Here is a 20,458-nt window from a genome sequence, read left to right as displayed (position 1 = left end):
CCAAAATCATATGGCAGAAAAAAACTCCAGATCATTTACAGACATCGTCAAGACTTATGGAAGTCAATTGCTGCGTTTTGTAAAAGGAAAGGTCAAAAAAACGGAAGATGCCGAGGATATCTTGCAGGAGGTCTGGTATCAATTCAGTCGTTTGACCAATATGGACGAACTGGAAAATGCTGGGGCATGGTTGTACGCTGTAACGCGAAACAAGATTACAGATAGTTATCGAAAGAAGAAAGATGAGTCACTTGATGATTTAATGGGGGATGGAGAGGAAGTGGATACGGCCTTTCCGATACGTCAGTTTCTGCTGGCCGATGATTCGAACAACCCTGAACTTAAATTATTCAAAGATATTTTTTGGGATGAATTGATGAAAGCCCTCGAAGAATTGCCCGAAAAACAACGTCGGGTTTTTATGCTTAATGAAATTGAAGATAAAACCTTGCAGGAGATTGCCGACATGGAAAATGAAAATCTGAAAACGATAATAAGTAGAAAGGGCTATGCTGTAAAACATCTGCGTTTACGTTTGCGGAACTTGTATGAAGAATTAAAATTTTAAAAATAAAGCTATGAATAGAAGAATGAGAAGACAAGGAAAAGGTAAATTTGCTTTTGTGTTTGTTGCCATTATCATTGGAGTTTTCTTGCTGGTAGCCTTGTTGCAATATCTGTGGAATACATTGATGTGTGATATTTTCAATTTGAAGGCAATCACGTATTGGCAGGCGTTTGGCCTGTTTGTACTATCACGGATTCTATTTGGACGTGGATTTGGTAAGCCGGGAAGGGGCGGGTTCCGTAAAAATTTCCCCCCTGATATGGGCCGCCATGAAGATCTTTCAGAAGAGGAAAGGGAGCGCTTGCGTGAGGAATGGAAACGTCGTTTCAACGGACGATGTGGATTCTGAAAAAAAAAGTAAATTTTTTAAAGTAAAAACCTGATACAGGCGTCTTCTTCTATAAAGGCGCCTTTTTTTATGCCAAGAGCTGAAGAAACACTGTAAAGGTAATGACAGGACGCGATGATCTGTTACTAGCGATATAAAACAATGATACGGGTTGAGAAATTGACAACGAAAGAAGTATATCGGATAACGAATAGGATTACCAATAAGTGGATTGACAGATTTTGGGTTTAAAGAACAATTAAATTAAAGAAAAAATGAAAAATAAAATTCGATTTATATTACCCCGCTTGATTGCATTGACGGTAATAGTGGGTTTAGCCAGCTTGATTATGGGAGCGATCTTTAAGCTGTTGTTGGTTGCAACGATTTTATTCGGAATAGGAAGCTTTGCAATGGCCAAAATGCGCAGGAGAGAAATGCGTTCATTTAAAATGGACAAGGCTCCGATCCACCCCGGAATGTACAGTGCGTCGAGGACGAATAGTGCAATCGTTCCTTTATACAAACAACAACGGGTTAAGAATGCGACAATTGTTCCGGTATATTAATATCAGGACTTGGTAGAAAACCAAATAACATAAATAGCGGCAATAATGAAGTCCCTTGGACTGCTCATTGCGCAATACACAATATTCATTACTAAAAAAATAAAGACATGTTTAAAAGAGATCATTATTCCAGCGGATATTCAAATCAAAATAGATTTTGCGGTCAACATTTCAAAGACCGTTTTGAAAAATTTCAACAACATTTTTTTGAAGGCGAAGCAAGGCAGCGCGGAGAAGGACAGCAATTTGTTCCCGTAAATATTTCCGAAAATTCTGAGTTCTACGAAGTGCAGGTATTTGCTGCTGGCCGGAAGAAAGAACAGTTCCAGGTCAGTATAAATGAAGGGATTTTAACGATTTCCTGTACAGAAAATAGCAACGATGAAGCAGCTTATATCTATAAGGAGCATTTGGGTACTGCATTTGATCGTGAATTTCAATTAAATGAACAAGTGCTTACAGATAACGTACATGCCAGTTTTGAAGACGGTGTACTAACGGTCATTCTTCCTAAGGATCTTGACAAGGTAAAAAGGCCACAAGAAGTTATCATAGACTAGGTTTGACGGATTGTAACGCTTTTATAGCTCATAGAAAAAAGGGGTGTCTACATCGTGGACTGCCCCTTTTTTTGTTATTTAGTTCGCACCCTCCCCATAATCTCTTTTCGAATACTCAATGCTAAGGGAGCTTTTATTTTTGGACACTTTCCTTTTTTATGTTTTTTTGAGCTTCTTTTGCAATTGTTTTTTTCCAAACTTCCCGAAGAAATAGAATAAGGCGAAAACAACCAAAATAGCCATAAAAGGAACGAATATGGCCAGAATGGTCAAGACGGAGGAACCAATGGTCTCCATGGTCGAAATGATAAAATTGCCAAGACCCGCAGTACCGATGGAAGAAGCGGCTCTTGTACCAGCCAGTACTGTACTGATCGTCGCCGCAGTTCCGCCGCCGGCGATAATGGCCGTTGACCAGCGGAAAAACGGAGAAATATCTGTAAACTGCACCGCAAATAGTAATGTTCCCGCAATCGTTGCCAAAGGAATGGAAATGGTATCCAGAATATTGTCAACAAGGGGTATGTAGTAAGCGGCAACTTCGATAACCATCGCGATGCTTGTGGTAATCAGCACCAAATTGGAACCTGCCCAAGCCCATTCATTACCTACCTGAAATAATTCCAGACGACAGCCTAGGCTGAGCAAAAATAGAGGCATAAAAATTCGGAAACCTGTTGCCGCAGCCAGACTAATGCCAATAAATGCACTGACCAGGTATGTGGATAATTCCCCCATGACAAATGGATGCTTAGTTCTATCTATATAGTAGAATAAAAAAAATGTGCTTTTTGTTTTTAAAATTGTTGCGGACGGTCGGAATCGATGGCGTCTTGTGTTCGTTGTAACTGTTTGTTTTTATAATGTTTAGTTCTATTTATAGATTTTGATTATATTGTATCGAATCATTCGATGAGCAGGGGATACTGTATTTGTTTAATTTTATGAAGGTAAAAGTCAAACAATTTGATCATTTAAGGTATTATATAAATAAACTTTCTTTTAATATGGACAACAACGAAAAAGACATTAGCAAATGCCCATTTCACAATGGAACTATGCGCAACGCCGTTGCGGGAGGGGGAACCCAAAATCAAGATTGGTGGCCAAATAGACTTCGTGTGGATCTTTTGAGACAGCATGCGACGAAATCAAATCCAATGGATGAAGGTTTTGATTATGCTGAAGCTTTCAAACAATTGGATCTGGAAGCCGTTAAGAGAGATTTACATGTATTGATGACAGATTCACAGGATTGGTGGCCGGCAGATTTTGGACATTATGGTCCCCTATTTATTCGGATGGCCTGGCATAGTGCAGGAACCTATCGTGTAAGTGATGGTCGCGGTGGTGCAGGTTCTGGGCAGCAGCGTTTTGCACCTTTAAATAGTTGGCCAGACAATGTGAGCTTGGATAAGGCGCGTCGACTGCTGTGGCCGATCAAACAAAAATATGGTAAGAATATTTCCTGGGCAGATTTATTGATCCTAACTGGAAATGTTGCGCTGGAATCAATGGGATTTAAAACTTTTGGCTTTTCGGGGGGCCGTGTGGATGCTTTTGAACCGGAATTGGATGTATATTGGGGATCAGAAAAAACCTGGTTAGGTGGTGATGTACGTTATGCACATGGTTCTGAAGGTGTTGTTGAATCGCATGGTGTTTTATCAACGGATGATAATGCAGATGGCAAACAACATTCACGCAATCTCGAAAAACCTTTGGCAGCTGTACAGATGGGATTGATCTATGTGAACCCAGAGGGACCAGATGGAAATCCGGATCCTATTGCAGCAGCAAAAGATATTAGGGACACTTTTGGTCGTATGGCGATGGATGACGAGGAAACTGTTGCGCTAATTGCCGGAGGACACACTTTTGGAAAAACACATGGTGCTGGACCAGCCGATAATGTTGGTAAGGAACCAGAAGCTGCAGGGATTGAACAGCAAGGGCTCGGATGGAGTAGCAGTTACGGTACTGGGGTAGGTACAGATGCCATTACCAGTGGTCTGGAAGTTATCTGGACTCAAAAACCGACCGAATGGACGAACCTCTTTTTTAAGAATCTTTTTGAAAATGAATGGGAACTCACAAAAAGCCCCGCCGGCGCGCACCAATGGGTGGCAAAAGGGACTGATTCAAGTATTCCTGATCCTTTTGACCCAAATAAAAAACGTAGACCTACGATGTTGACAACGGATCTGTCCTTACGTTTTGATCCTGTTTATGAAAAGATTTCCCGTAAATTCTATGAAGATCAGGATGCTTTCGCGGATGCTTTCTCACGCGCTTGGTTTAAATTAACGCACCGTGATCTAGGTCCACGTGAACGTTATCTTGGAGCTGAAGTACCTAGCGAAGAATTGTTATGGCAAGACCCTATTCCAGCTGTAGATCATGTATTGGTTGATGATCATGATGTTGAAGGCTTAAAATCTGCTATTTTGTCTTCAGGGCTTAGTATCGCAGAGTTGGTGACTACGGCATGGGCTTCGGCTTCTACATTCCGGGGGTCTGATATGCGTGGTGGAGCAAATGGAGCCCGTCTTCGCTTGGCGCCACAGCGTTATTGGCAGGTTAATAACCCGACGCAATTGCAAAAAGTGCTAACTGTGCTGGAGCAGATCCAACAAGACTTTAATGGTAAACAACAAGGTGGTAAAAGAGTATCGTTGGCTGATTTAATTGTTCTTGGCGGTGCAGCAGCAATCGAACAGGGAGCAAGAGCTGGTGGACATGCGCTAAAGGTTCCGTTTACTCCTGGACGCATGGATGCTTCTCAAGAACAGACTGATGTGGAATCAATGGGGTATCTAGAACCTATTGCTGATGGTTTTAGAAACTATCGTAAAGGTTCCTACACAGTTTCCACAGAATCATTATTGATTGATAAAGCACAATTACTGACTTTATCTGTTCCGGAATTGACCGTTTTAATCGGTGGTATGCGTGTATTACAGGCTAATTTTGATGGCTCTCAGACAGGTGTGATGACGGAGCGCCCTGGACAGTTGACCAATGACTTTTTTGTGAACCTATTGGATATGGGGACAGCTTGGACAGCAGTTTCGCAAGATCGGGAACTGTTTGAAGGAACGGACCGTAAAACGGGCGCAAAGAAATGGGTTGCTGGACGCGCAGATCTGGTATTTGGTTCTAACGCTGAATTAAGAGCTGTTGCTGAAATCTATGGTAGTGCTGATGCGAAAGAAAAGTTCGCTAAGGATTTTGTCGCTGCCTGGAATAAAGTGATGGAATTGGATCGTTTTGATTTACACAGATAATTTGCTTGAGCTGCAATAGTTCAACTTAGTGCCCATACTCATACATCTGTCTTAAAATGGAAGCATTTGTTTCTTAGAGGCTAGGGCATAGGAGGGGTACAATTCCGCTAAAAGGCTTTTTAGTGGAATTTTACCCTTTTTTTGGTTTGGAATAAATATCTTTCTAAACTACTCTCTCAGAGGAAAGGTAAATTGAAGAAATGACTATTGAGTTCAATGTGATCAAAAGGCCGGATGAATTGCTTTGGCCTTCCAAGCAAGTACTTGTACACCTGGAGAATAGTGTATAAGTGCAATATTTTCGTTATGGAGATGAATATCACCAGCTTTATAGTTCAACTGGCATTCTTGCAGCTGCACTGAAAACAAGGGCCATTCCGGATGGTGAATGTCGAAACGATATATTCCATCGCGTTGGTTCAGGTAAAGGCAATAGCGTTCGGTAAGCCAGGTGTCAAGGCTGGATTTTATTTTAATCTCATCGGTCACCTCAAAGATCGTTTTCAACCTAAAGCCCCTTTCTTTATTGAGATTATGATACCCTTGTGTATTCCTCAGCATGGAGGACTTTTCGTAAGGTAGACCCGACAACTTTTTTGCCACTAATGCGGATAAGAATTTACTTGCTTCAATATGGATAAAATAAACACCCTTTTTACCATCCTGATCGATATAGGTGCGTACATTGATCTCATAGAAGTCCGAGATGGGTGGGAATGCAGGCAAATTTCTGGGACGGATATTTTTCATTTTGAAAGCAACCAAAGATACATAACATAGACCTTCGTGCTGATCGATTTGCAATTCGACAGGAACTAGTGGCCGGAGTAGATCATAATCGACTTGAAAATGTAAAAAAAGTAGATCAAGCCATTCCTGATAGTAACGCCAGGGGCTAGTTGGTATAGGCCATGGACGATGATTATAATCTCTTAAAATTGTTTTAATTTTTTGTGCCAAAATCATCAATTTATGCCTCTAAGATCATTTTAATCTCGCTTTAACCAAATTTTAATTTAATATATGAAGAATTATGGAATTTTCTTTGGGATTTTCCTATTTTGTGAAATAAAATTCAAGATTTGTGCTACTTTTTGTTGTTTGATCGGTAGTAACTTTGTGTTGTTTTCAAAGGGAAACTTGATACTTTGTTAGTTTGCAGCTATGTGGAAGCACTTTATTTTTCTAATTACAGTTCTGTTTGTTTCATTTAAAAGTTTAAATGCAAACAGTATTGTACCGAAAAGTGATAGTTTTCACCGCGAGATTTCTTCCCTAAAAACTGAACCAAATAAAGCTGATTTCCCCCGTTCCACCCTGCTAAAAATAGATAATCCAGATTTAGATCCTTTATATCCATCGCTGCAATCTATCGCCGAATTGGACGTCGAGATCAATCAGGATTGGTTAACAGACCGCTGGGTAGTTATCGTCGATTTGCTTTGGTATGAATTACGGCCTTCAGCATTGCAGAACGACTACCGTTATCTGCATATTTTGGATATTGAACCTATTCCCATAGCACGGTTCCTGCTTTTTGAGCAAATAAAAATCCCATTTTAGCGATTTTGAGCTTTCATGCTTAACGGAAATTGAACGAAAAATCGTATTTCTTTTCCAAATTTATTTTATTGATTTCTTAAAATATACCCATGCACGAGCTAAGTATAGTAAAGGATATCTTCGAGACCTTGACCTCGCATTACGAGACCAGAGTGGATGATATCCAGAAAATTCAGGTGACAGCCGGACTATTGTCCAATGTGCAGCCTGTGCTGATTCAAAATGCTTTTGACGCATTTATCACCGAAAATACCCATTACCGGGATATGGAAATGGAGGTTGTGGTAAATGATATTATCGCCTATTGTGAGCACTGTCAGAAGAACTTTCCTGTTCATTTTCATCGATTTGTCTGCGATTGTGGGCAGCCTTCGAGTACAATTGTTCAAGGAAATGAACTCTATATTTCCAAAGTAATTTTTAAACACGATTAAAAAATCATTTATCATGTCAGACAATACTCAAAATCCTAAAAGTTTAGGTAACCGTGTCGGTTCGGTTCAATGTGAAAATACAACCCTGCATTTATTAAAAGCAAATGATTTTGTCGCCAAAAGTATCCGGGACAGACTGAAAGATGTTTGTGTGATTAATGTATGTTCTTCTCCGGGTTCTGGTAAAACAACATTGATGCAAGAGACTGGAAAGCGTCTTTCAAAAGATCTAAATATTGCAGTCTTAGTAGGTGACCCTGAAACGGAACGTGATGCCATCCGTATGCGCGATGTTGGCATCAATGCGTTGCAGATCGTTACCGGCGGTATGTGCCATATTGAAGCACAAATGATTCTGCAGGCACTGGATCACATCGATATCGAAGGTATTGATTTGTTATTTATCGAAAATGTCGGAAACTTACTTTGCCCTTCCGCTTTCGATCTAGGTGAAGACTACAGAGTTACTTTATTGGCGACAACTGAAGGTGATGATAAACCAAAAAAATACCCACGTATGTTTTTGACCAGCGAATTGATGCTTGTTTCAAAAGCAGACTTGCTACCTTATGTGCCTTTCTCCGTAGATGCCGTGACAAAAGATGCCCGTGAAGTCAATCCAAACCTGGAAGTGATTACAATCAGTACCTTGAATGGAGATGGCCTAGATAGCTGGTGTGACTGGTTAAAAGAGAAAGTCCAACTGAAAAAAGAACAACAGAAAGTAGCTGCGGCGAAATAGTAAATGCGCGAAGGTGATCAACGATCAGATGGAACGATGCTTGATCACAGCGCAAAGTTTGAATGACATACCCTATATAACAATGAATAGATTGCCTGTAACGATAGATACCATTGTGCCCCAGTACCAAACCATCACTGATCAGGTCGATCGGGTATACCTCGAATGGTTTGAAATTAATAAACGCCGCTTGACCAGAAATACCTTGTCTGGCAAGACGATCCTGATGCAATTGGAGCAGGGACAGGAGTGGCATCATGGAGATGCGCTGTACCACAATGGGGAATTGCAGGCAATCGTCACTGTTAAGCGAACCTTGGCGATCAGATTTAACCCTTCGGATTTGGTTCAACTGGCAGATTTTGGTTATTTCGTCGGTAACCGACATCTACCGATATTCCAGGTCGATCAGCTCCAGTCTCTCCATTTGCCATATGATGGTCGACTCTATGAGCAAATTGCGGCGAAATATGGTGCGTCTGTCCAATTGGAAGAAGCGATATTGCTGTCTGAAAATCGGATTCGCCAGCAGCTAAAGAATAGCAGAAAGCATGAAAATTAGAATATATACATTGCTGTTGCCACTGGTCTTGCTCGTATGCTCACAAGCCTGCCAAAACCAACAGTCCAATGCAAGTAAAAATGGTGTGAAAGCCATGGATAGCCGCGGCAAGGAAATCACATTGGAGCGACCAGCCCAACGTGTTGTTGTCCTGTATCCCTCTCTGGTGGATGAGGTTTATATGCTACAGGCCAGTGACCGATTGGTCGGCATTCCTGAACAAGTTTATCAAATGGAGGATACCTATGCTTTTTTATCGAAATTAGACCCACGTATCGTTCAGAAAAGTATCGCTACACCAACTTTTGGTGGTCAGGCCAATAATGTAGAAAGCATCGTAAGCTTGAACCCAGATCTTGTTCTGACATTCAATACCGATCAGGATAATATCACACAGCTCGAAAATTTGGGTATTCCCGTCTTCACTTTTTCATCGAAAGATGAAACCAGTATCTTTAACGAATTGATCGGAATGGGAACGCTTTTGGACAAGAAAGCACGGGCTGAGGAAATTGTGAAATTTGTCGGAGATGAAGTCAAAAAGATGGCAGCTCCGCTCGATCAACCACAAAAGAAAGTCTATTATGCTTGGTCAAAAGGACGTGTACTTTCGACCTCGGGAAGAGGTAGCCTCATCGATATGGCCATCCGCCTATCGGGGGCGGCAAATGCCTGTCCCTTGGAAATGGAAGCACCAAATGTAGGGGCTGAAACGATCTACAAGTGGAATCCCGATCTCATGATTCTGTGGAATTCCAAAAGTTCTGATGTTTACAATTTGAAAGAATTGGCCGCACTGCCTGCCGTAAAAAATAAACAGGTATTTGTGATGTCACCGTCCTTTCCTTTTGATCCACATACCGTGAAATTTATGCTCTTTGCCAAACAGGTGCGGCATTGGTGTTTCCCGAGTTATACCAAGGAACAACTCGATCAGGATATGACAATGGCTTTTGACAAATTATACGGTAAAGCGGGGCTTCTGCAATGATACTTCAATTAAAAAAGCTTTTATTGTTGGTGATATTGCCATTAGTGCTGCTCCTGCTTTCATTATTGATCGGTTCAAGTCAGCATATTGGTTTTATTGAACTCTGCCAACGCATAGGGTTGGAATTAGGGCTTTATAAAGGAAATGATACGACGTTATTGATGGGCAGCATGGATACCATTTTGTGGCAAGTACGTTTGCCACGGATTTTATTGACCTTTATGGTCGGTGCCGCTCTTGCCTCATCTGGAGGGACCTTACAAGCTATTTTTCGAAATCCTATTGTAGACCCATTTACATTGGGAATATCTTCCGGTGCTGCTTTCGGTGCCGCCTTAGCCATGCTGTTTCCACTTTTGTCTGTCAATGTTTCGGCATTTCTTTTTGGTGTCTGTGCTGTGGCCTTGACTTACTTTGTATCAAATGCCGGTTTAAAAACATCCATCATTGGGATGGTTTTGGCAGGAATGGTTATTTCAGGGGTATTTACAGCGATGCTTACCCTGTTACAATATATCAGTGATCCTTATAAATTGCAGGCTATTGTGCAGTGGACGATGGGAAATCTCCATACCGCCTCCTGGTCAAAAGTGCAGAACGCCTTTTTACCGATCGTGATCGGATTGATCATATTGATCTTATTGCGTTGGAAATTGAATTTGTTGGCATTGGGAGATCAGGAAGCAATTGCTGTGGGGGTGAATCCAAAACTCTTGAAATTGCTGATGATCGGGGTTGCGACCATGATCACCGCATCAGCTGTTGCTGCGGTAGGAGTGATCAGCTTATTTGGACTTATTGTTCCACATATCAGCCGCATGATTTTTGGCCCCAACAATAATATTGTCGTATGGGCGAATATCAGTATCGGTGGGACATTCCTGTTATTGATTGACGATTTTTCCCGTGCAGTCATGCCTTTCGAAATTCCAATAGGGGTATTTACAATGATTATTGGTGCTCCACTCTTTATCTACCTGATGCGCCGGAACGAAATTAACTGGAACTCATGAGCAAATCCATCCATATCAAAAACCTATCTTTTGCCTATGGTAAGGATACTATTTTGCGGGACCTCAATGTGTCCTTCCCGGAAGGAAAGCTTTCGGTTATTCTTGGCCGGAACGGTAGCGGTAAGTCGACTTTGTTCAATGTTATTGCCGGATTGGAGAAACACTATCAGGGATCGGTATTGATCGGTGAAACGGAACGTAGAAACTGGAAGGTCGGTAAATCAAATGCGCTTAAACTGGGTTTTTTAAACCAGTTTCATCAGACAACTTTCCCTTTTAAGGTGGCAGATGTTATTTTAACAGGACGTGCATCATTCTCCCGCTTTTCGCCGCGGCGTGAAGATTTTGAGGCTGTGGATGCAATCCTGGAGAAATTTAATCTCGCACATTTAAAGCATAAATCTTATACTTCCCTGTCAGGTGGGGAGCGGCAGCTGGTCTTGCTTTGTCGGGTATTGGTGCAACAGCCTGATCTGTTGCTTTTGGATGAACCGACAAACCATCTTGACCTGAAATATCAGATTGCCGTTTTGCAGACCGCTAAGGAACTGGTCAAGGAGGGAACAACAGTGCTCTGTGTTATGCACGACCCCAATATGGCCTATCTTTTTGGCGACCACTTTTATTTGATGCAGGACAATACACTGGTGGATCTACAAGGGATGAATAGAGAGCAGGTTCGGAAAGTATTGGAACAGACCTATGAGTTGCCATTGATCAGTTTGGAAAACCAAGGGAAATGGATGTTTGCACCTATGCTTCATACACATGACTGGACTTCGATAAAATCCCTTGAACTGGAAGGCGTAAATAATAAGCTATAAAGGCTGTAAACAATGTGCGAATAAGGTACAGATCCTAGTGGCGGTATGGACGCTAAAAACGAAAATAGTATGAATAAAATAGACATGCAAAGGACAGATTCAATCAGAAATATTGCAATAAGTACAGTCACTGTTCAGGATCTGGAAACGGTGTTACCTTATGTTATTGAATTTCGGAAACAGCTGTTTCCCATGCTTGACCCGCAAAAGATTCCCAGAGATTTGCTGGACTTTAAACAGCTGTATCTGGATGGACAAACTGGAACATTTCTACAGGCAAGGGACAAGAGCGGAAAATTGGTTGGTGTGATCGGTATGCTCGCTTATGACTATCGTTTTCCGCATCTAGATTTAGACGCCCGGAAGACTGTCGAGGTCGCGCGTCTTTTTGTCGACCCCGATTACCGTCGTTCTGGACTTGGAACAGCACTTTTCCGTCAATTGACAAAGGTGGCCAAGGAGAAAGCGGTCGAAAGACTTTACTTACACACCCATCCTTTTTTGGAGGGAGCCCATGAATTCTGGTTAAAACAAGGATTCTATCTCAAAGAATTCTGCGATGAATCGGGCTTTCCGACATTTCACATGGAGCTACTGCTGGGGCAGCCCAGTAAACTGAAATGTTCAGCAGAACTGGAATTGTCAAAATAAGGCTATTCAGTTTTGTGAACTGAATTCACGCTGAATGCAAGAAATAAAATAAATCAGCAATAGAAGATAAAAAATAATTCCAGAGGAACTGTCCCTGTTTAGAATCTTATTTCAATAAGATCATCGTAGGTGAGTTTTAAACAGGGTATGTGTCCTCTGACCCATGAAAAAAATACAGATGAAAAACACAATGAAAGCACTCGCTTTCGCATTATTGGCAAGTGCGGTCACACCAGTGGCTGTTTACGCCCAACAGAGCTTTATGATTTTTGGGAAGATCCAGGATGAAAACGGAAATCCAATTCTAGGAGTGACTTTGACACTTGAAAACCAGGGACAAAAGATAAGTACTACCACGAATGGCGAATTTGCTTTTACTACCGCGACAACTTTTCCGGTACAATTGCGTGCCGAAGCGATCGGCTATAAATCACAGCTTATTCTTATTGATGAGACTACCTGGAATCCGAAAAAAGGAATTCGACTCATGATGGGAGAGGGAGGGCGGACCTTGGATGAAGTATTGGTTACCGGCCGTCGTAATAATTCCTATTTGACCAACAACATGGAGTTGGGCGGTAAGTTCGCTGGAAAGCTGAAAGATCTACCACAATCTGTGGCTGTACTGAGTAAGGAGTTTATTGAAGATAAGCAAGCATTTACAACGGGAGCACTGGTGCAGGATCTGGCTGGTGTCACTGAGGCTTCATCTTATGATGATGTGGTGATCCGTGGTTTTAAAAGTGGTTATGAAACCGGAGTCCGTTTGGTGAACGGTCTACGTTCGGGCTATGGTTACGGCAATAGTTATTATAATTCCCCACTAACAATCAATCTCGAAAACCTGGAGGTGCTGAAAGGCCCTGGAGCTTCTCTATTTGGCGACATCGTACCTGGTGGCACCATCAATATGACGACGAAAAAGCCTTTGGAAGATTTTAAAGGTCATGTCAGTTTTGCTGCCGGAAGTTTTGAAACGATGCGCACTACAGTGGATCTGGGCGGTCCATTGGATAGTGCAAAACGAATTCTCTATCGATTTAATGCAGGGTATGAAGATACCAAAACCTTTCGTGATGTGAACCGTCAAAAACGGATGATGCTCGCACCCTCATTTACATTTAAGCCCGCTGCAGGAACAACCGTAGACATCGATGTGGTATACAATCAATTCAATGGTTATCTGGATCGGGGAATGGGAATAAAGGAAAATAACTTTTATGCCCTGCCACGTTCGTTTACTTTAAGTCAGCCTTCTGATTTCTATAATTCCAAGACTTTTTCATTTAGTGGACGATTGGCGCAAAGACTGGCAGAAAATGTGAGCCTGAACCTGAGCTATATGAAATCCATCTATCAGGAAGATGTCAACGAGCATCGTACGCTAAATACTTTTGCGGATGCCCCACATAACACCATCATGAATATGCGTTTCTTTGACCGTCATGGCCGGGATTATACCGACAATATCGTCGGATATGTCAAATGGGATCTACCAGGAGATAAAATTGACCACCATATCGTTGCTGGGATCGACTTCGCACAGTATCGTGGTGACAAAGAAAATCAGTTACGGGAAGCCAGACAGCAAACTGTGGATGGCAAAGTGGTGCCATTGACTTTTGACCTGAACAACCCGACCTATACAACGCATGATCTGACCAACTACGTCTGGCGTACACAGGTCGCTTATCCTTTTTTGAGTCCCTATAAAACGACCGGTAAATACATACAGGATCAGATCAGCATTGCGGATCGTCTGAAATTAATTGTGGGGTTGAGGCATGAACATTATTCTTCGGAAACTATTGATGGACAGAATCGCTTTCATGCTACACAAAATGCCTTGCTGCCCCGTTTCGGTCTGACTTATGGAATCAACAAGCAGATTAATTACTTCGCAAGCTACTCGCAGGGTTTTGTACCGGTAGGCGCTAATTTTATCCAGAACTATAAAGACTATGGTGCGGACAAAGCTTTTGAAGCTGAACGTAGTTTTCAAATTGAAACAGGGCTGAAAACGGGCTTTTTTAAGGATCAGCTGCAAATGGATCTTTCCTTGTTTCAGATCGAGCGTAGAAATATGCTTATTGCAACAGGGACAATCAATGACTCGGGATTACCGGAGTATAGACAATCTGGCAAAGCATTGTCGCGAGGAGTTGAGTTAGATGTCCGTGGACAGCTGACCAAAGAATTTCAGGTGATGGCAAATTATACGTTTAACCATACCGAAGTGAAGGCCTCTTCTGTTGCTTCTGAAGTCGGGCAGGCGCTACCGGGAGCACCTAAAAATATGGCCAGCGCCTGGTTAAAATATGTCTTCTCCAATACTTCTTTAAAAGGACTTGGCTTTGGTACCGGTATTTATTATGTTGATAGTAAACGCATGGACAATAGCATTGGGAAAGATGGCGAAGGAAATGCCCTTTGGGGACAATGGCCCTCTTATACGACAATTAATGCGGCGGCTTATTATCATATCGGTGCCATGAAAATGGCGCTTAACCTAAACAATGTATTTGATAAATACTATTTTTTAGGGGGATTTGATTATACACGTGCCTTTGCTGGGGCGCCAAGAAACATGATGGTTTCAATTGGTTATTCCTTTTAACTAAAAAAAGCAATCAAAGCAGGTTTTTCGACAAATTTAGACTATTTAATTCAAGATTTGTACTAGTGAAGTGGCCTGCTTTGGTTGTAAATTTGGACAACAAATAATAGGATTGTGAATACAATGATTAGGCATAGTTTAGTTTTTATAGTTTTTCTTTTGAGCGTCCTGCTCCTGAAAGGAATGACTATTTCTGAACAGCTTAAAATTCATAATTCCTCGGGTATCTATCTGGATTTGTCCAGCACCCATAAACAAATTGACAAAGCTGCTGATCAACCGGAACGGGAAAATATAGTTGCCGCTGTACACGATCATGACCTTTATGATGTCAGTGAACAGGTCGACTTAAAAGATGAATGGAGTAAGCTCCTCGGTTGGACCGTATTGTACATTTGTCTTTTTATATTTTGCTATCCTGTATGTCTCAACATGCGGAATAACAGAACACCTTACATGGATCGATTGGTCCTACCACCAAAATACATTCTTTTCCAAAGTTTAAAGATCCCATTTCAGGGATAATCCTTTCCTTTTCTTACAACGCTGAGAACTGATACGCTATGCCGTAAGCATTTGCTATGGGCTTCGTCTATCAGCTTTTTTGAACGATTTTTTTAAATCGTCAGGGCTTGTACTGACTTGTTTTCGACTGAAATAACAACAATTTAAATATTATTTTATATGCATTTATTACCTAGAGAGACAGAGAAGCTATTGCTTCATCTTGCCGGTGAACTAGCGAAAAAACGTAGAGCTAGAGGACTTAAACTTAATTATCCGGAGTCTATTGCATTGATCAGCAGTGAGCTTCTGGAAGCTGCACGTGATGGCCGTACTGTGGCTGATTTAATGCAGTATGGCGCGACATTATTGACACGAGAAGATGTCATGGAAGGTGTGCCTGAAATGATTCACGATGTGCAGATTGAGGCGACTTTTCCGGATGGTACCAAATTGGTGACCGTTCATAATCCGATTCGATAATTGTTAAAAATAGAATTTATGATTCCAGGAGAATTTTTTATAGCGGATGGCCATGTCATCTGTAATGAAGGTAGAGAGGTTACGACGATTACTGTAACAAACACGGGAGATAGACCAATTCAGGTAGGTTCACATTTTCATTTCTTTGAAGTGAACAAGATGATGGAATTTGACCGTGCAAAAGCTTTTGGCAAGCGATTGAATATTATCGCAAGTACAGCAGTGCGTTTTGAGCCGGGGGAATCCAAAGATGTAGAATTGGTTCCTTATGCAGGTGCCAGAAGAATCTACGGGCACAACGACTTGGTAAACGGTGATACCGAAACCGAAGTCGCGAAAGAAAATGCAATGAAAAAAGTGAAAGAACAAGGCTTTAAAAACAAAGTATCATGAGTTTAAAAGTTAGCAAAGTAAATTATAGTGCCATCTTTGGTCCGACAAGTGGCGATAAAATCCGTTTAGGCGATACAGACATCATAATCGAAGTTGAAAAGGACTACGCTTATTATGGCGATGAAGCAAAATTTGGTGGTGGTAAGACCGTCCGTGACGGTATGTGTCAATCTTCGGTTCACACACGTGATGAAGGTACCTTGGACATGGTGATCACAGACGCTATCGTGATTGACCACTGGGGAATTGTGAAAGGTGATATCGGTATCAAGGATGGTAAGATTGTCGGTGTCGGCCGTGCTGGAAATCCAGATACGATGGATAATATTACACCAAATATGATTATTGGTGCTTCAACCGAAGTGCACGGCGGATCTGGCTATATCCTAACACCAGGTGGTATAGATACCCATATTCACTATATCAGCCCAACACAGGTCGAAACAGCCTTATACAGTGGTATTACCACCATGATCGGCGGTGGTACCGGTCCAGCGGACGGAACAAATGCAACCACCGTAACACCAGGAAAGTGGAATATCCGTCGTATGATGCAAGCGGTGGAAGATCTGCCGATGAACTTTGGCTTCTTTGGAAAAGGAAATGTGGGAACTGAACAACCTATTGTTGAGCAGATTGAAGCAGGAGCTTTGGGGGTTAAAATTCACGAAGACTGGGGAGCAACACCCGCAACAATTGATAGAGCATTAACGGTAGCTGATAAATACGATGTACAGGTTGCCATTCATACCGATACATTAAATGAAGCGGGTTTCTTGGAAGATACCATTCAGGCGATCAACGGTCGCGTAATCCATACCTTCCATACGGAAGGTGCCGGTGGTGGTCACGCTCCAGATATCATCAAATCGGCAATGTATCCAAATGTATTGCCAGCTTCCACAAATCCGACACGTCCATTTACAAAAAATACGATTGATGAGCACTTGGATATGTTGATGGTTTGTCACCACCTGAGTAAGGAAATTCCTGAGGATGTGGCTTTTGCCGATTCACGTATCCGTCCGGAGACAATCGCTGCTGAGGATGTATTGCAAGATCGTGGTGTATTCAGCATCATGAGCTCAGATTCACAGGCAATGGGTCGTGTAGGTGAGGTTATCACACGTACATGGCAGACAGCGGACAAAATGAGAAAACAAGTGGGGCCACTACCTGAAGACGAAGGAAAAAACAACGATAACTTCCGTGCACGTCGTTATGTCGCAAAATATACAATCAACCCAGCGATTGCACATGGTATCTCAAAATACGTAGGTTCTATCGAACCGGGTAAAATCGCGGATATGGTCATCTGGCGCCCAGCCTTGTTTGGTGCAAAACCGGAAATGATTATCAAAGGTGGTATGATCATCGCGTCCAAAATGGGGGATGCCAATGCATCCATTCCTACACCACAACCGATTATCTTACGTACAATGTTCGGTGGATTGGGAAAAGCAGTTCATAATACCTGTTTCAACTTTGTTTCCAAAATTTCATTCGAAAACGGCATTAAAGAGGAATATGGCTTAGCAAAAGGAGTACTTCCTGTAGAAAACTGTCGAAATATCTCCAAAAAAGATATGATCCACAACGATGCTACGCCCGAAATTATCGTTAATCCGGAGAACTATGAAGTAAGTCTGGATGGAGAAATTTTGCGTTCACAGCCGGTTGATACGGTTTCTTTGGGACAGTTGTATTTCTTGTTTTAATCTGAATGGTGACTACTATGGCTTGATCTTGCATCAGGCCATTATAAATGAAAAACACATTAATAAAACGATCATGAGCCCAAAGTAGCGCTGATGAGCAATAGGTAAAGTAAGGCTCATGATCGTTTTATTGCCCTCAAAAACAACGATATAGAAATGAAAAATTTAAAGACATTTTTGGGATGTTGTCTAGCAATAGCATGCTTTTCGATACAATCGGCTTCTGCTCAAAAAGGAGGAATCATGCTGTATGGTTCGCTCAATTACCATGAAACCACCGCTGGACACCAATTTAGTGCAGCACCAGTGGGCGTAGGCTATTTTTTTAATGACAACATGAACGTAGGGATAAATTATGGATTCAACAACGCCTATACGAAGGCGCTTGACTTTACAGATCATTCCCATGAAGTTGGTCCATTCTACAGCAACACCTGGCCGTTAGGGGAACATTTTATGTTGATCGGTCAAGTAGATGCACATTACATCTGGGGTGACCAGCATGTTGTTAATGCATCCGGAGGCATGGTGGATGGAAGCTACAATGGTTTCCTGTTCAGAGTGTATCCGTTGGTGGGTATTGACCTCGGAAAAGGCTGGGCTTTGAAAGCAAAAGTCGCGGAGCTCTCTTACAAAAAGAAGCATGGCAAGGATGCTGTTATTCCAAATGATCACGAAGTGATTACAGGAATCAATGGCTCAACTGTGGGATTGGGATTGTCAAAAAATCTATTTTTTTAAAGATCGAAAATGATTATCACAGAAATCACTAGGAATATCAATCGCGAGCAGACCAATAAGCGTCATGATCTGCTGTCGATTGAATGGTATGAATCCACCAAACGTATTCAACGTCTTCGTACAGCGGAGGGAATGGATATCGCTGTAAAATTATTGGGCAATACTTCCTGCTTGCAGGACGGCGATATCTTGTATGAAGATGAAGAAAAAATAGTTGTGGTTACCATCAGACCTTGTGAAGTTATCAAAGTGATGGCAATTGATTTCCTTCAGATTGCTTTTGTCAGCAGTGAAATCGGAAACAAACATTTGCCTCTATTCGTAGAGGCAAATGAATTGCTGATGCCTTACGAACGCTCCATGTACGAGTGGTTGACCAAAAATGGATTTGACCCTATATGCTGTATGCATCAGCTGCTGAATCCACTGCATGCAAACGTAGACCCGAAGCATCATCAAAAGTTGAAATTTTCGACAAAAAATATTCCCCTGTTCATGAAGGAGCAAGGGGATACTGGTTCAGCGCCGACGGTCGCATCAACAAACAATGAATAAATAATTTATGTCAATGAAAAATACTTTTCTGGGCAAGTTGCTCCATCTCGCAGATCCGACTCTACCGATCGGTGGATTTACCCATTCAAATGGACTGGAAACCTATGTGCAGCAAGGCTTAGTCTGTGATAAAGCAACTACTGACAACTACGTGCGCCATAATTTATGGTACAATTTAAAGTATAACGATGCTGCCTTGATGAAATTGGCCTACGAGGCTACCTCCTCAACGGATTTAAATGCATTGATCGCTTTGGATCAGGAGTGTACAGCATTGAAGAGTCCAAAAGAGATCCGGGAAGCCAGTAAAAAACTGGGCGTACGCATTTACAAAATATTTAGCCGTTATCAACAACAGGATTTTGTTGTTGCCTGGGGCAAATTGATTCAGAAAAAGGAAGTGGATAGCCACTATTGCTTGATGTATGGTATGTTAGCTTCGATATTGGAAATTCCTTTGGAAGAAGCATTACATGGCTTTTATTACAATGCGGCCATCACCATGGTGACGAATGCCGTGAAACTCGTGCCGCTCGGACAGCTCGATGGTCAGGATGTTCTTTTTGACCTGCACGATGATATACTTGAGCTTTGTCACGAGACTTTAGCAGTTGAACGAAATTTAGTGGGGCTGTGCAATATCGGATTTGATATCCGCTGCATGCAACACGAACGATTATATTCTAGGGTTTATATATCTTAAAATCAAATACAATGGAAAATAGAAAATATGTTAAGATCGGTGTCGGCGGTCCTGTGGGTTCCGGCAAAACAGCGTTATTGGAAAGATTGAGCAGACGTCTGGTAAATGAGTTAGATCTGGCGGTTATTACAAATGATATCTACACCAAAGAAGATGCGGAGTATATGGCGAAAAATAGCTTATTACCTCGCGAACGTATTATCGGTGTTGAAACAGGTGGTTGCCCACATACCGCGATACGTGAAGATGCGAGTATGAACCTGGAAGCTGTAGACGAACTGACTAGCCGTTTTCCCGATCTGGAACTTATTTTGATCGAAAGTGGGGGGGACAATCTAACTTCAACCTATAGCCCAGATTTGGCAGATATCACCATTTTCGTAATTGATGTCGCTGAGGGTGAAAAAATGCCACGTAAAGGTGGTCCCGCGATTACACGTTCGGATCTGTTATTGATCAACAAGAAAGACTTGGCGCCTTATGTGGGAGCGAGCTTGGAGGTCATGGAACATGATGCCCGTATGATGCGTAAAGGTGCTCCATTTTTGTTCTCCAATTTGAAAACTGGCGATGGTCTGGAAGAGATTGTGGGCTGGATCAAGAAATATGCATTGCTTCAAGATATTGAAGAACCTAATTTACTTCGTTAATT

At 41.9% G+C, this 20,458-nt stretch carries 23 protein-coding genes and 1 pseudogene; 22 read left to right on the top strand and 2 right to left on the bottom strand.

Annotated features, from left to right (window positions below; all coding sequences use genetic code 11):
* Positions 1-10: 10 nt before the first annotated feature.
* The 4 genes from OGI71_RS11505 (at position 11) to OGI71_RS11490 (ending at position 2,025) form a co-directional block, all read left to right on the top strand.
* Entirely contained in the window at positions 11-568 is a 558-nt protein-coding gene (locus OGI71_RS11505) for an RNA polymerase sigma factor (protein ID WP_282255594.1), read from the top strand.
* 10 nt (positions 569-578) lie between these two features.
* Complete coding sequence (locus OGI71_RS11500; protein ID WP_223578460.1) at positions 579-917, top strand: hypothetical protein; 339 nt, start codon at positions 579-581, stop codon at positions 915-917.
* Between the two features lie 254 nt (positions 918-1,171).
* On the top strand, positions 1,172-1,465 hold the full coding sequence (locus OGI71_RS11495; protein WP_282255592.1) for a hypothetical protein: 294 nt from the start codon (positions 1,172-1,174) through the stop codon (positions 1,463-1,465).
* A gap of 107 nt (positions 1,466-1,572) precedes the next feature.
* Positions 1,573-2,025: an Hsp20/alpha crystallin family protein gene (locus OGI71_RS11490; RefSeq protein ID WP_282255591.1), complete on the top strand. Its 453-nt coding sequence runs from the start codon at positions 1,573-1,575 to the stop codon at positions 2,023-2,025.
* 156 nt (positions 2,026-2,181) lie between these two features.
* On the opposite strand, the gene OGI71_RS11485 is transcribed toward OGI71_RS11490, so the two are convergent.
* Positions 2,182-2,763, bottom strand: coding sequence for a DUF4126 domain-containing protein (locus OGI71_RS11485; RefSeq protein ID WP_282255590.1), 582 nt, complete (start codon positions 2,761-2,763; stop codon positions 2,182-2,184).
* Between the two features lie 269 nt (positions 2,764-3,032).
* Here OGI71_RS11485 and katG point away from each other — a divergent pair, with 269 nt between their 5' ends.
* Entirely contained in the window at positions 3,033-5,312 is a 2,280-nt protein-coding gene (gene katG / locus OGI71_RS11480; RefSeq protein ID WP_282255588.1) for a catalase/peroxidase HPI, read from the top strand.
* Positions 5,313-5,534: 222 nt separating this feature from the next.
* On the opposite strand, the gene OGI71_RS11475 is transcribed toward katG, so the two are convergent.
* On the bottom strand, positions 5,535-6,272 hold the full coding sequence (locus OGI71_RS11475) for a DUF2071 domain-containing protein (RefSeq protein ID WP_282255587.1): 738 nt from the start codon (positions 6,270-6,272) through the stop codon (positions 5,535-5,537).
* 204 nt (positions 6,273-6,476) lie between these two features.
* Here OGI71_RS11475 and OGI71_RS11470 point away from each other — a divergent pair, with 204 nt between their 5' ends.
* From OGI71_RS11470 to ureG, 17 genes and pseudogenes are all read left to right on the top strand, one after another.
* Positions 6,477-6,875, top strand: a complete 399-nt coding sequence (locus OGI71_RS11470; protein ID WP_282255586.1) for a hypothetical protein — start codon at positions 6,477-6,479, stop codon at positions 6,873-6,875.
* An 89-nt stretch (positions 6,876-6,964) separates the two neighbouring features.
* The gene (locus tag OGI71_RS11465; RefSeq protein ID WP_282255585.1) at positions 6,965-7,309 is read left to right on the top strand and encodes a hydrogenase maturation nickel metallochaperone HypA; all 345 of its coding nucleotides are present in this window, start codon (positions 6,965-6,967) and stop codon (positions 7,307-7,309) included.
* A 13-nt stretch (positions 7,310-7,322) separates the two neighbouring features.
* Entirely contained in the window at positions 7,323-8,051 is a 729-nt protein-coding gene (gene hypB / locus OGI71_RS11460; RefSeq protein WP_120258501.1) for a hydrogenase nickel incorporation protein HypB, read from the top strand.
* Between the two features lie 82 nt (positions 8,052-8,133).
* Positions 8,134-8,613: a hypothetical protein gene (locus OGI71_RS11455; RefSeq protein WP_282255584.1), complete on the top strand. Its 480-nt coding sequence runs from the start codon at positions 8,134-8,136 to the stop codon at positions 8,611-8,613.
* Positions 8,603-9,604, top strand: a complete 1,002-nt coding sequence (locus OGI71_RS11450; protein WP_282255583.1) for an ABC transporter substrate-binding protein — start codon at positions 8,603-8,605, stop codon at positions 9,602-9,604. The genes OGI71_RS11455 and OGI71_RS11450 overlap by 11 nt, the downstream gene beginning before the upstream one ends.
* A complete protein-coding gene (locus tag OGI71_RS11445) occupies positions 9,601-10,617 on the top strand; it encodes an iron ABC transporter permease (RefSeq protein ID WP_282255582.1) in 1,017 nt (338 codons plus the stop codon). The genes OGI71_RS11450 and OGI71_RS11445 overlap by 4 nt, the downstream gene beginning before the upstream one ends.
* A complete protein-coding gene (locus OGI71_RS11440) occupies positions 10,614-11,441 on the top strand; it encodes an ABC transporter ATP-binding protein (protein WP_282255581.1) in 828 nt (275 codons plus the stop codon). Before OGI71_RS11445 ends, OGI71_RS11440 begins: the two co-directional genes overlap by 4 nt.
* Positions 11,442-11,510: 69 nt before the next feature.
* The gene (locus OGI71_RS11435; protein ID WP_282255580.1) at positions 11,511-12,092 is read left to right on the top strand and encodes a GNAT family N-acetyltransferase; all 582 of its coding nucleotides are present in this window, start codon (positions 11,511-11,513) and stop codon (positions 12,090-12,092) included.
* A gap of 178 nt (positions 12,093-12,270) precedes the next feature.
* Complete coding sequence (locus OGI71_RS11430; RefSeq protein WP_282255579.1) at positions 12,271-14,709, top strand: TonB-dependent receptor; 2,439 nt, start codon at positions 12,271-12,273, stop codon at positions 14,707-14,709.
* Positions 14,710-14,868: 159 nt separating this feature from the next.
* Complete coding sequence (locus OGI71_RS11425; protein WP_282255578.1) at positions 14,869-15,234, top strand: hypothetical protein; 366 nt, start codon at positions 14,869-14,871, stop codon at positions 15,232-15,234.
* 159 nt (positions 15,235-15,393) lie between these two features.
* Complete coding sequence (ureA, locus tag OGI71_RS11420) at positions 15,394-15,696, top strand: urease subunit gamma (RefSeq protein WP_077435612.1); 303 nt, start codon at positions 15,394-15,396, stop codon at positions 15,694-15,696.
* Between the two features lie 18 nt (positions 15,697-15,714).
* Positions 15,715-16,014, top strand: a pseudogene (gene ureB, locus OGI71_RS11415) (urease subunit beta); the annotation flags it as partial.
* A 71-nt stretch (positions 16,015-16,085) separates the two neighbouring features.
* On the top strand, positions 16,086-17,807 hold the full coding sequence (ureC, locus tag OGI71_RS11410) for an urease subunit alpha (protein ID WP_282255576.1): 1,722 nt from the start codon (positions 16,086-16,088) through the stop codon (positions 17,805-17,807).
* Between the two features lie 156 nt (positions 17,808-17,963).
* Entirely contained in the window at positions 17,964-18,548 is a 585-nt protein-coding gene (locus tag OGI71_RS11405; protein ID WP_282255575.1) for a hypothetical protein, read from the top strand.
* Positions 18,549-18,557: 9 nt separating this feature from the next.
* Entirely contained in the window at positions 18,558-19,103 is a 546-nt protein-coding gene (locus tag OGI71_RS11400) for an urease accessory protein UreE (RefSeq protein ID WP_282255574.1), read from the top strand.
* A 13-nt stretch (positions 19,104-19,116) separates the two neighbouring features.
* On the top strand, positions 19,117-19,806 hold the full coding sequence (locus OGI71_RS11395; protein ID WP_282255573.1) for an urease accessory protein UreF: 690 nt from the start codon (positions 19,117-19,119) through the stop codon (positions 19,804-19,806).
* 11 nt (positions 19,807-19,817) lie between these two features.
* Entirely contained in the window at positions 19,818-20,456 is a 639-nt protein-coding gene (ureG, locus tag OGI71_RS11390; RefSeq protein ID WP_282255572.1) for an urease accessory protein UreG, read from the top strand.
* Positions 20,457-20,458 lie beyond the last annotated feature (2 nt).

Source organism: Sphingobacterium sp. ML3W, assembly GCF_029542085.1.
Taxonomy (GTDB): domain Bacteria; phylum Bacteroidota; class Bacteroidia; order Sphingobacteriales; family Sphingobacteriaceae; genus Sphingobacterium.
The sequence above is the reverse complement of the archived record's forward strand: the minus strand, read 5'-3'. Positions and strand labels throughout refer to the sequence as shown.

Coding starts and splice junctions, on each gene's coding strand:
- OGI71_RS11465 (WP_282255585.1), top strand. CDS start 6,965: ATGCACGAGCTAAGTATAGTAAAGGATATCTTCGAGACCTTGACCTCG.
- OGI71_RS11445 (WP_282255582.1), top strand. CDS start 9,601: ATGATACTTCAATTAAAAAAGCTTTTATTGTTGGTGATATTGCCATTA.
- hypB (WP_120258501.1), top strand. CDS start 7,323: ATGTCAGACAATACTCAAAATCCTAAAAGTTTAGGTAACCGTGTCGGT.
- OGI71_RS11450 (WP_282255583.1), top strand. CDS start 8,603: ATGAAAATTAGAATATATACATTGCTGTTGCCACTGGTCTTGCTCGTA.
- ureC (WP_282255576.1), top strand. CDS start 16,086: ATGAGTTTAAAAGTTAGCAAAGTAAATTATAGTGCCATCTTTGGTCCG.
- OGI71_RS11400 (WP_282255574.1), top strand. CDS start 18,558: ATGATTATCACAGAAATCACTAGGAATATCAATCGCGAGCAGACCAAT.
- OGI71_RS11505 (WP_282255594.1), top strand. CDS start 11: ATGGCAGAAAAAAACTCCAGATCATTTACAGACATCGTCAAGACTTAT.
- OGI71_RS11395 (WP_282255573.1), top strand. CDS start 19,117: ATGAAAAATACTTTTCTGGGCAAGTTGCTCCATCTCGCAGATCCGACT.
- OGI71_RS11435 (WP_282255580.1), top strand. CDS start 11,511: ATGAATAAAATAGACATGCAAAGGACAGATTCAATCAGAAATATTGCA.
- OGI71_RS11500 (WP_223578460.1), top strand. CDS start 579: ATGAATAGAAGAATGAGAAGACAAGGAAAAGGTAAATTTGCTTTTGTG.
- OGI71_RS11440 (WP_282255581.1), top strand. CDS start 10,614: ATGAGCAAATCCATCCATATCAAAAACCTATCTTTTGCCTATGGTAAG.
- OGI71_RS11405 (WP_282255575.1), top strand. CDS start 17,964: ATGAAAAATTTAAAGACATTTTTGGGATGTTGTCTAGCAATAGCATGC.
- OGI71_RS11430 (WP_282255579.1), top strand. CDS start 12,271: ATGAAAAACACAATGAAAGCACTCGCTTTCGCATTATTGGCAAGTGCG.
- OGI71_RS11485 (WP_282255590.1), bottom strand. CDS start 2,763: ATGGGGGAATTATCCACATACCTGGTCAGTGCATTTATTGGCATTAGT.
- OGI71_RS11495 (WP_282255592.1), top strand. CDS start 1,172: ATGAAAAATAAAATTCGATTTATATTACCCCGCTTGATTGCATTGACG.
- OGI71_RS11490 (WP_282255591.1), top strand. CDS start 1,573: ATGTTTAAAAGAGATCATTATTCCAGCGGATATTCAAATCAAAATAGA.
- OGI71_RS11470 (WP_282255586.1), top strand. CDS start 6,477: ATGTGGAAGCACTTTATTTTTCTAATTACAGTTCTGTTTGTTTCATTT.
- ureA (WP_077435612.1), top strand. CDS start 15,394: ATGCATTTATTACCTAGAGAGACAGAGAAGCTATTGCTTCATCTTGCC.
- katG (WP_282255588.1), top strand. CDS start 3,033: ATGGACAACAACGAAAAAGACATTAGCAAATGCCCATTTCACAATGGA.
- ureG (WP_282255572.1), top strand. CDS start 19,818: ATGGAAAATAGAAAATATGTTAAGATCGGTGTCGGCGGTCCTGTGGGT.
- OGI71_RS11455 (WP_282255584.1), top strand. CDS start 8,134: ATGAATAGATTGCCTGTAACGATAGATACCATTGTGCCCCAGTACCAA.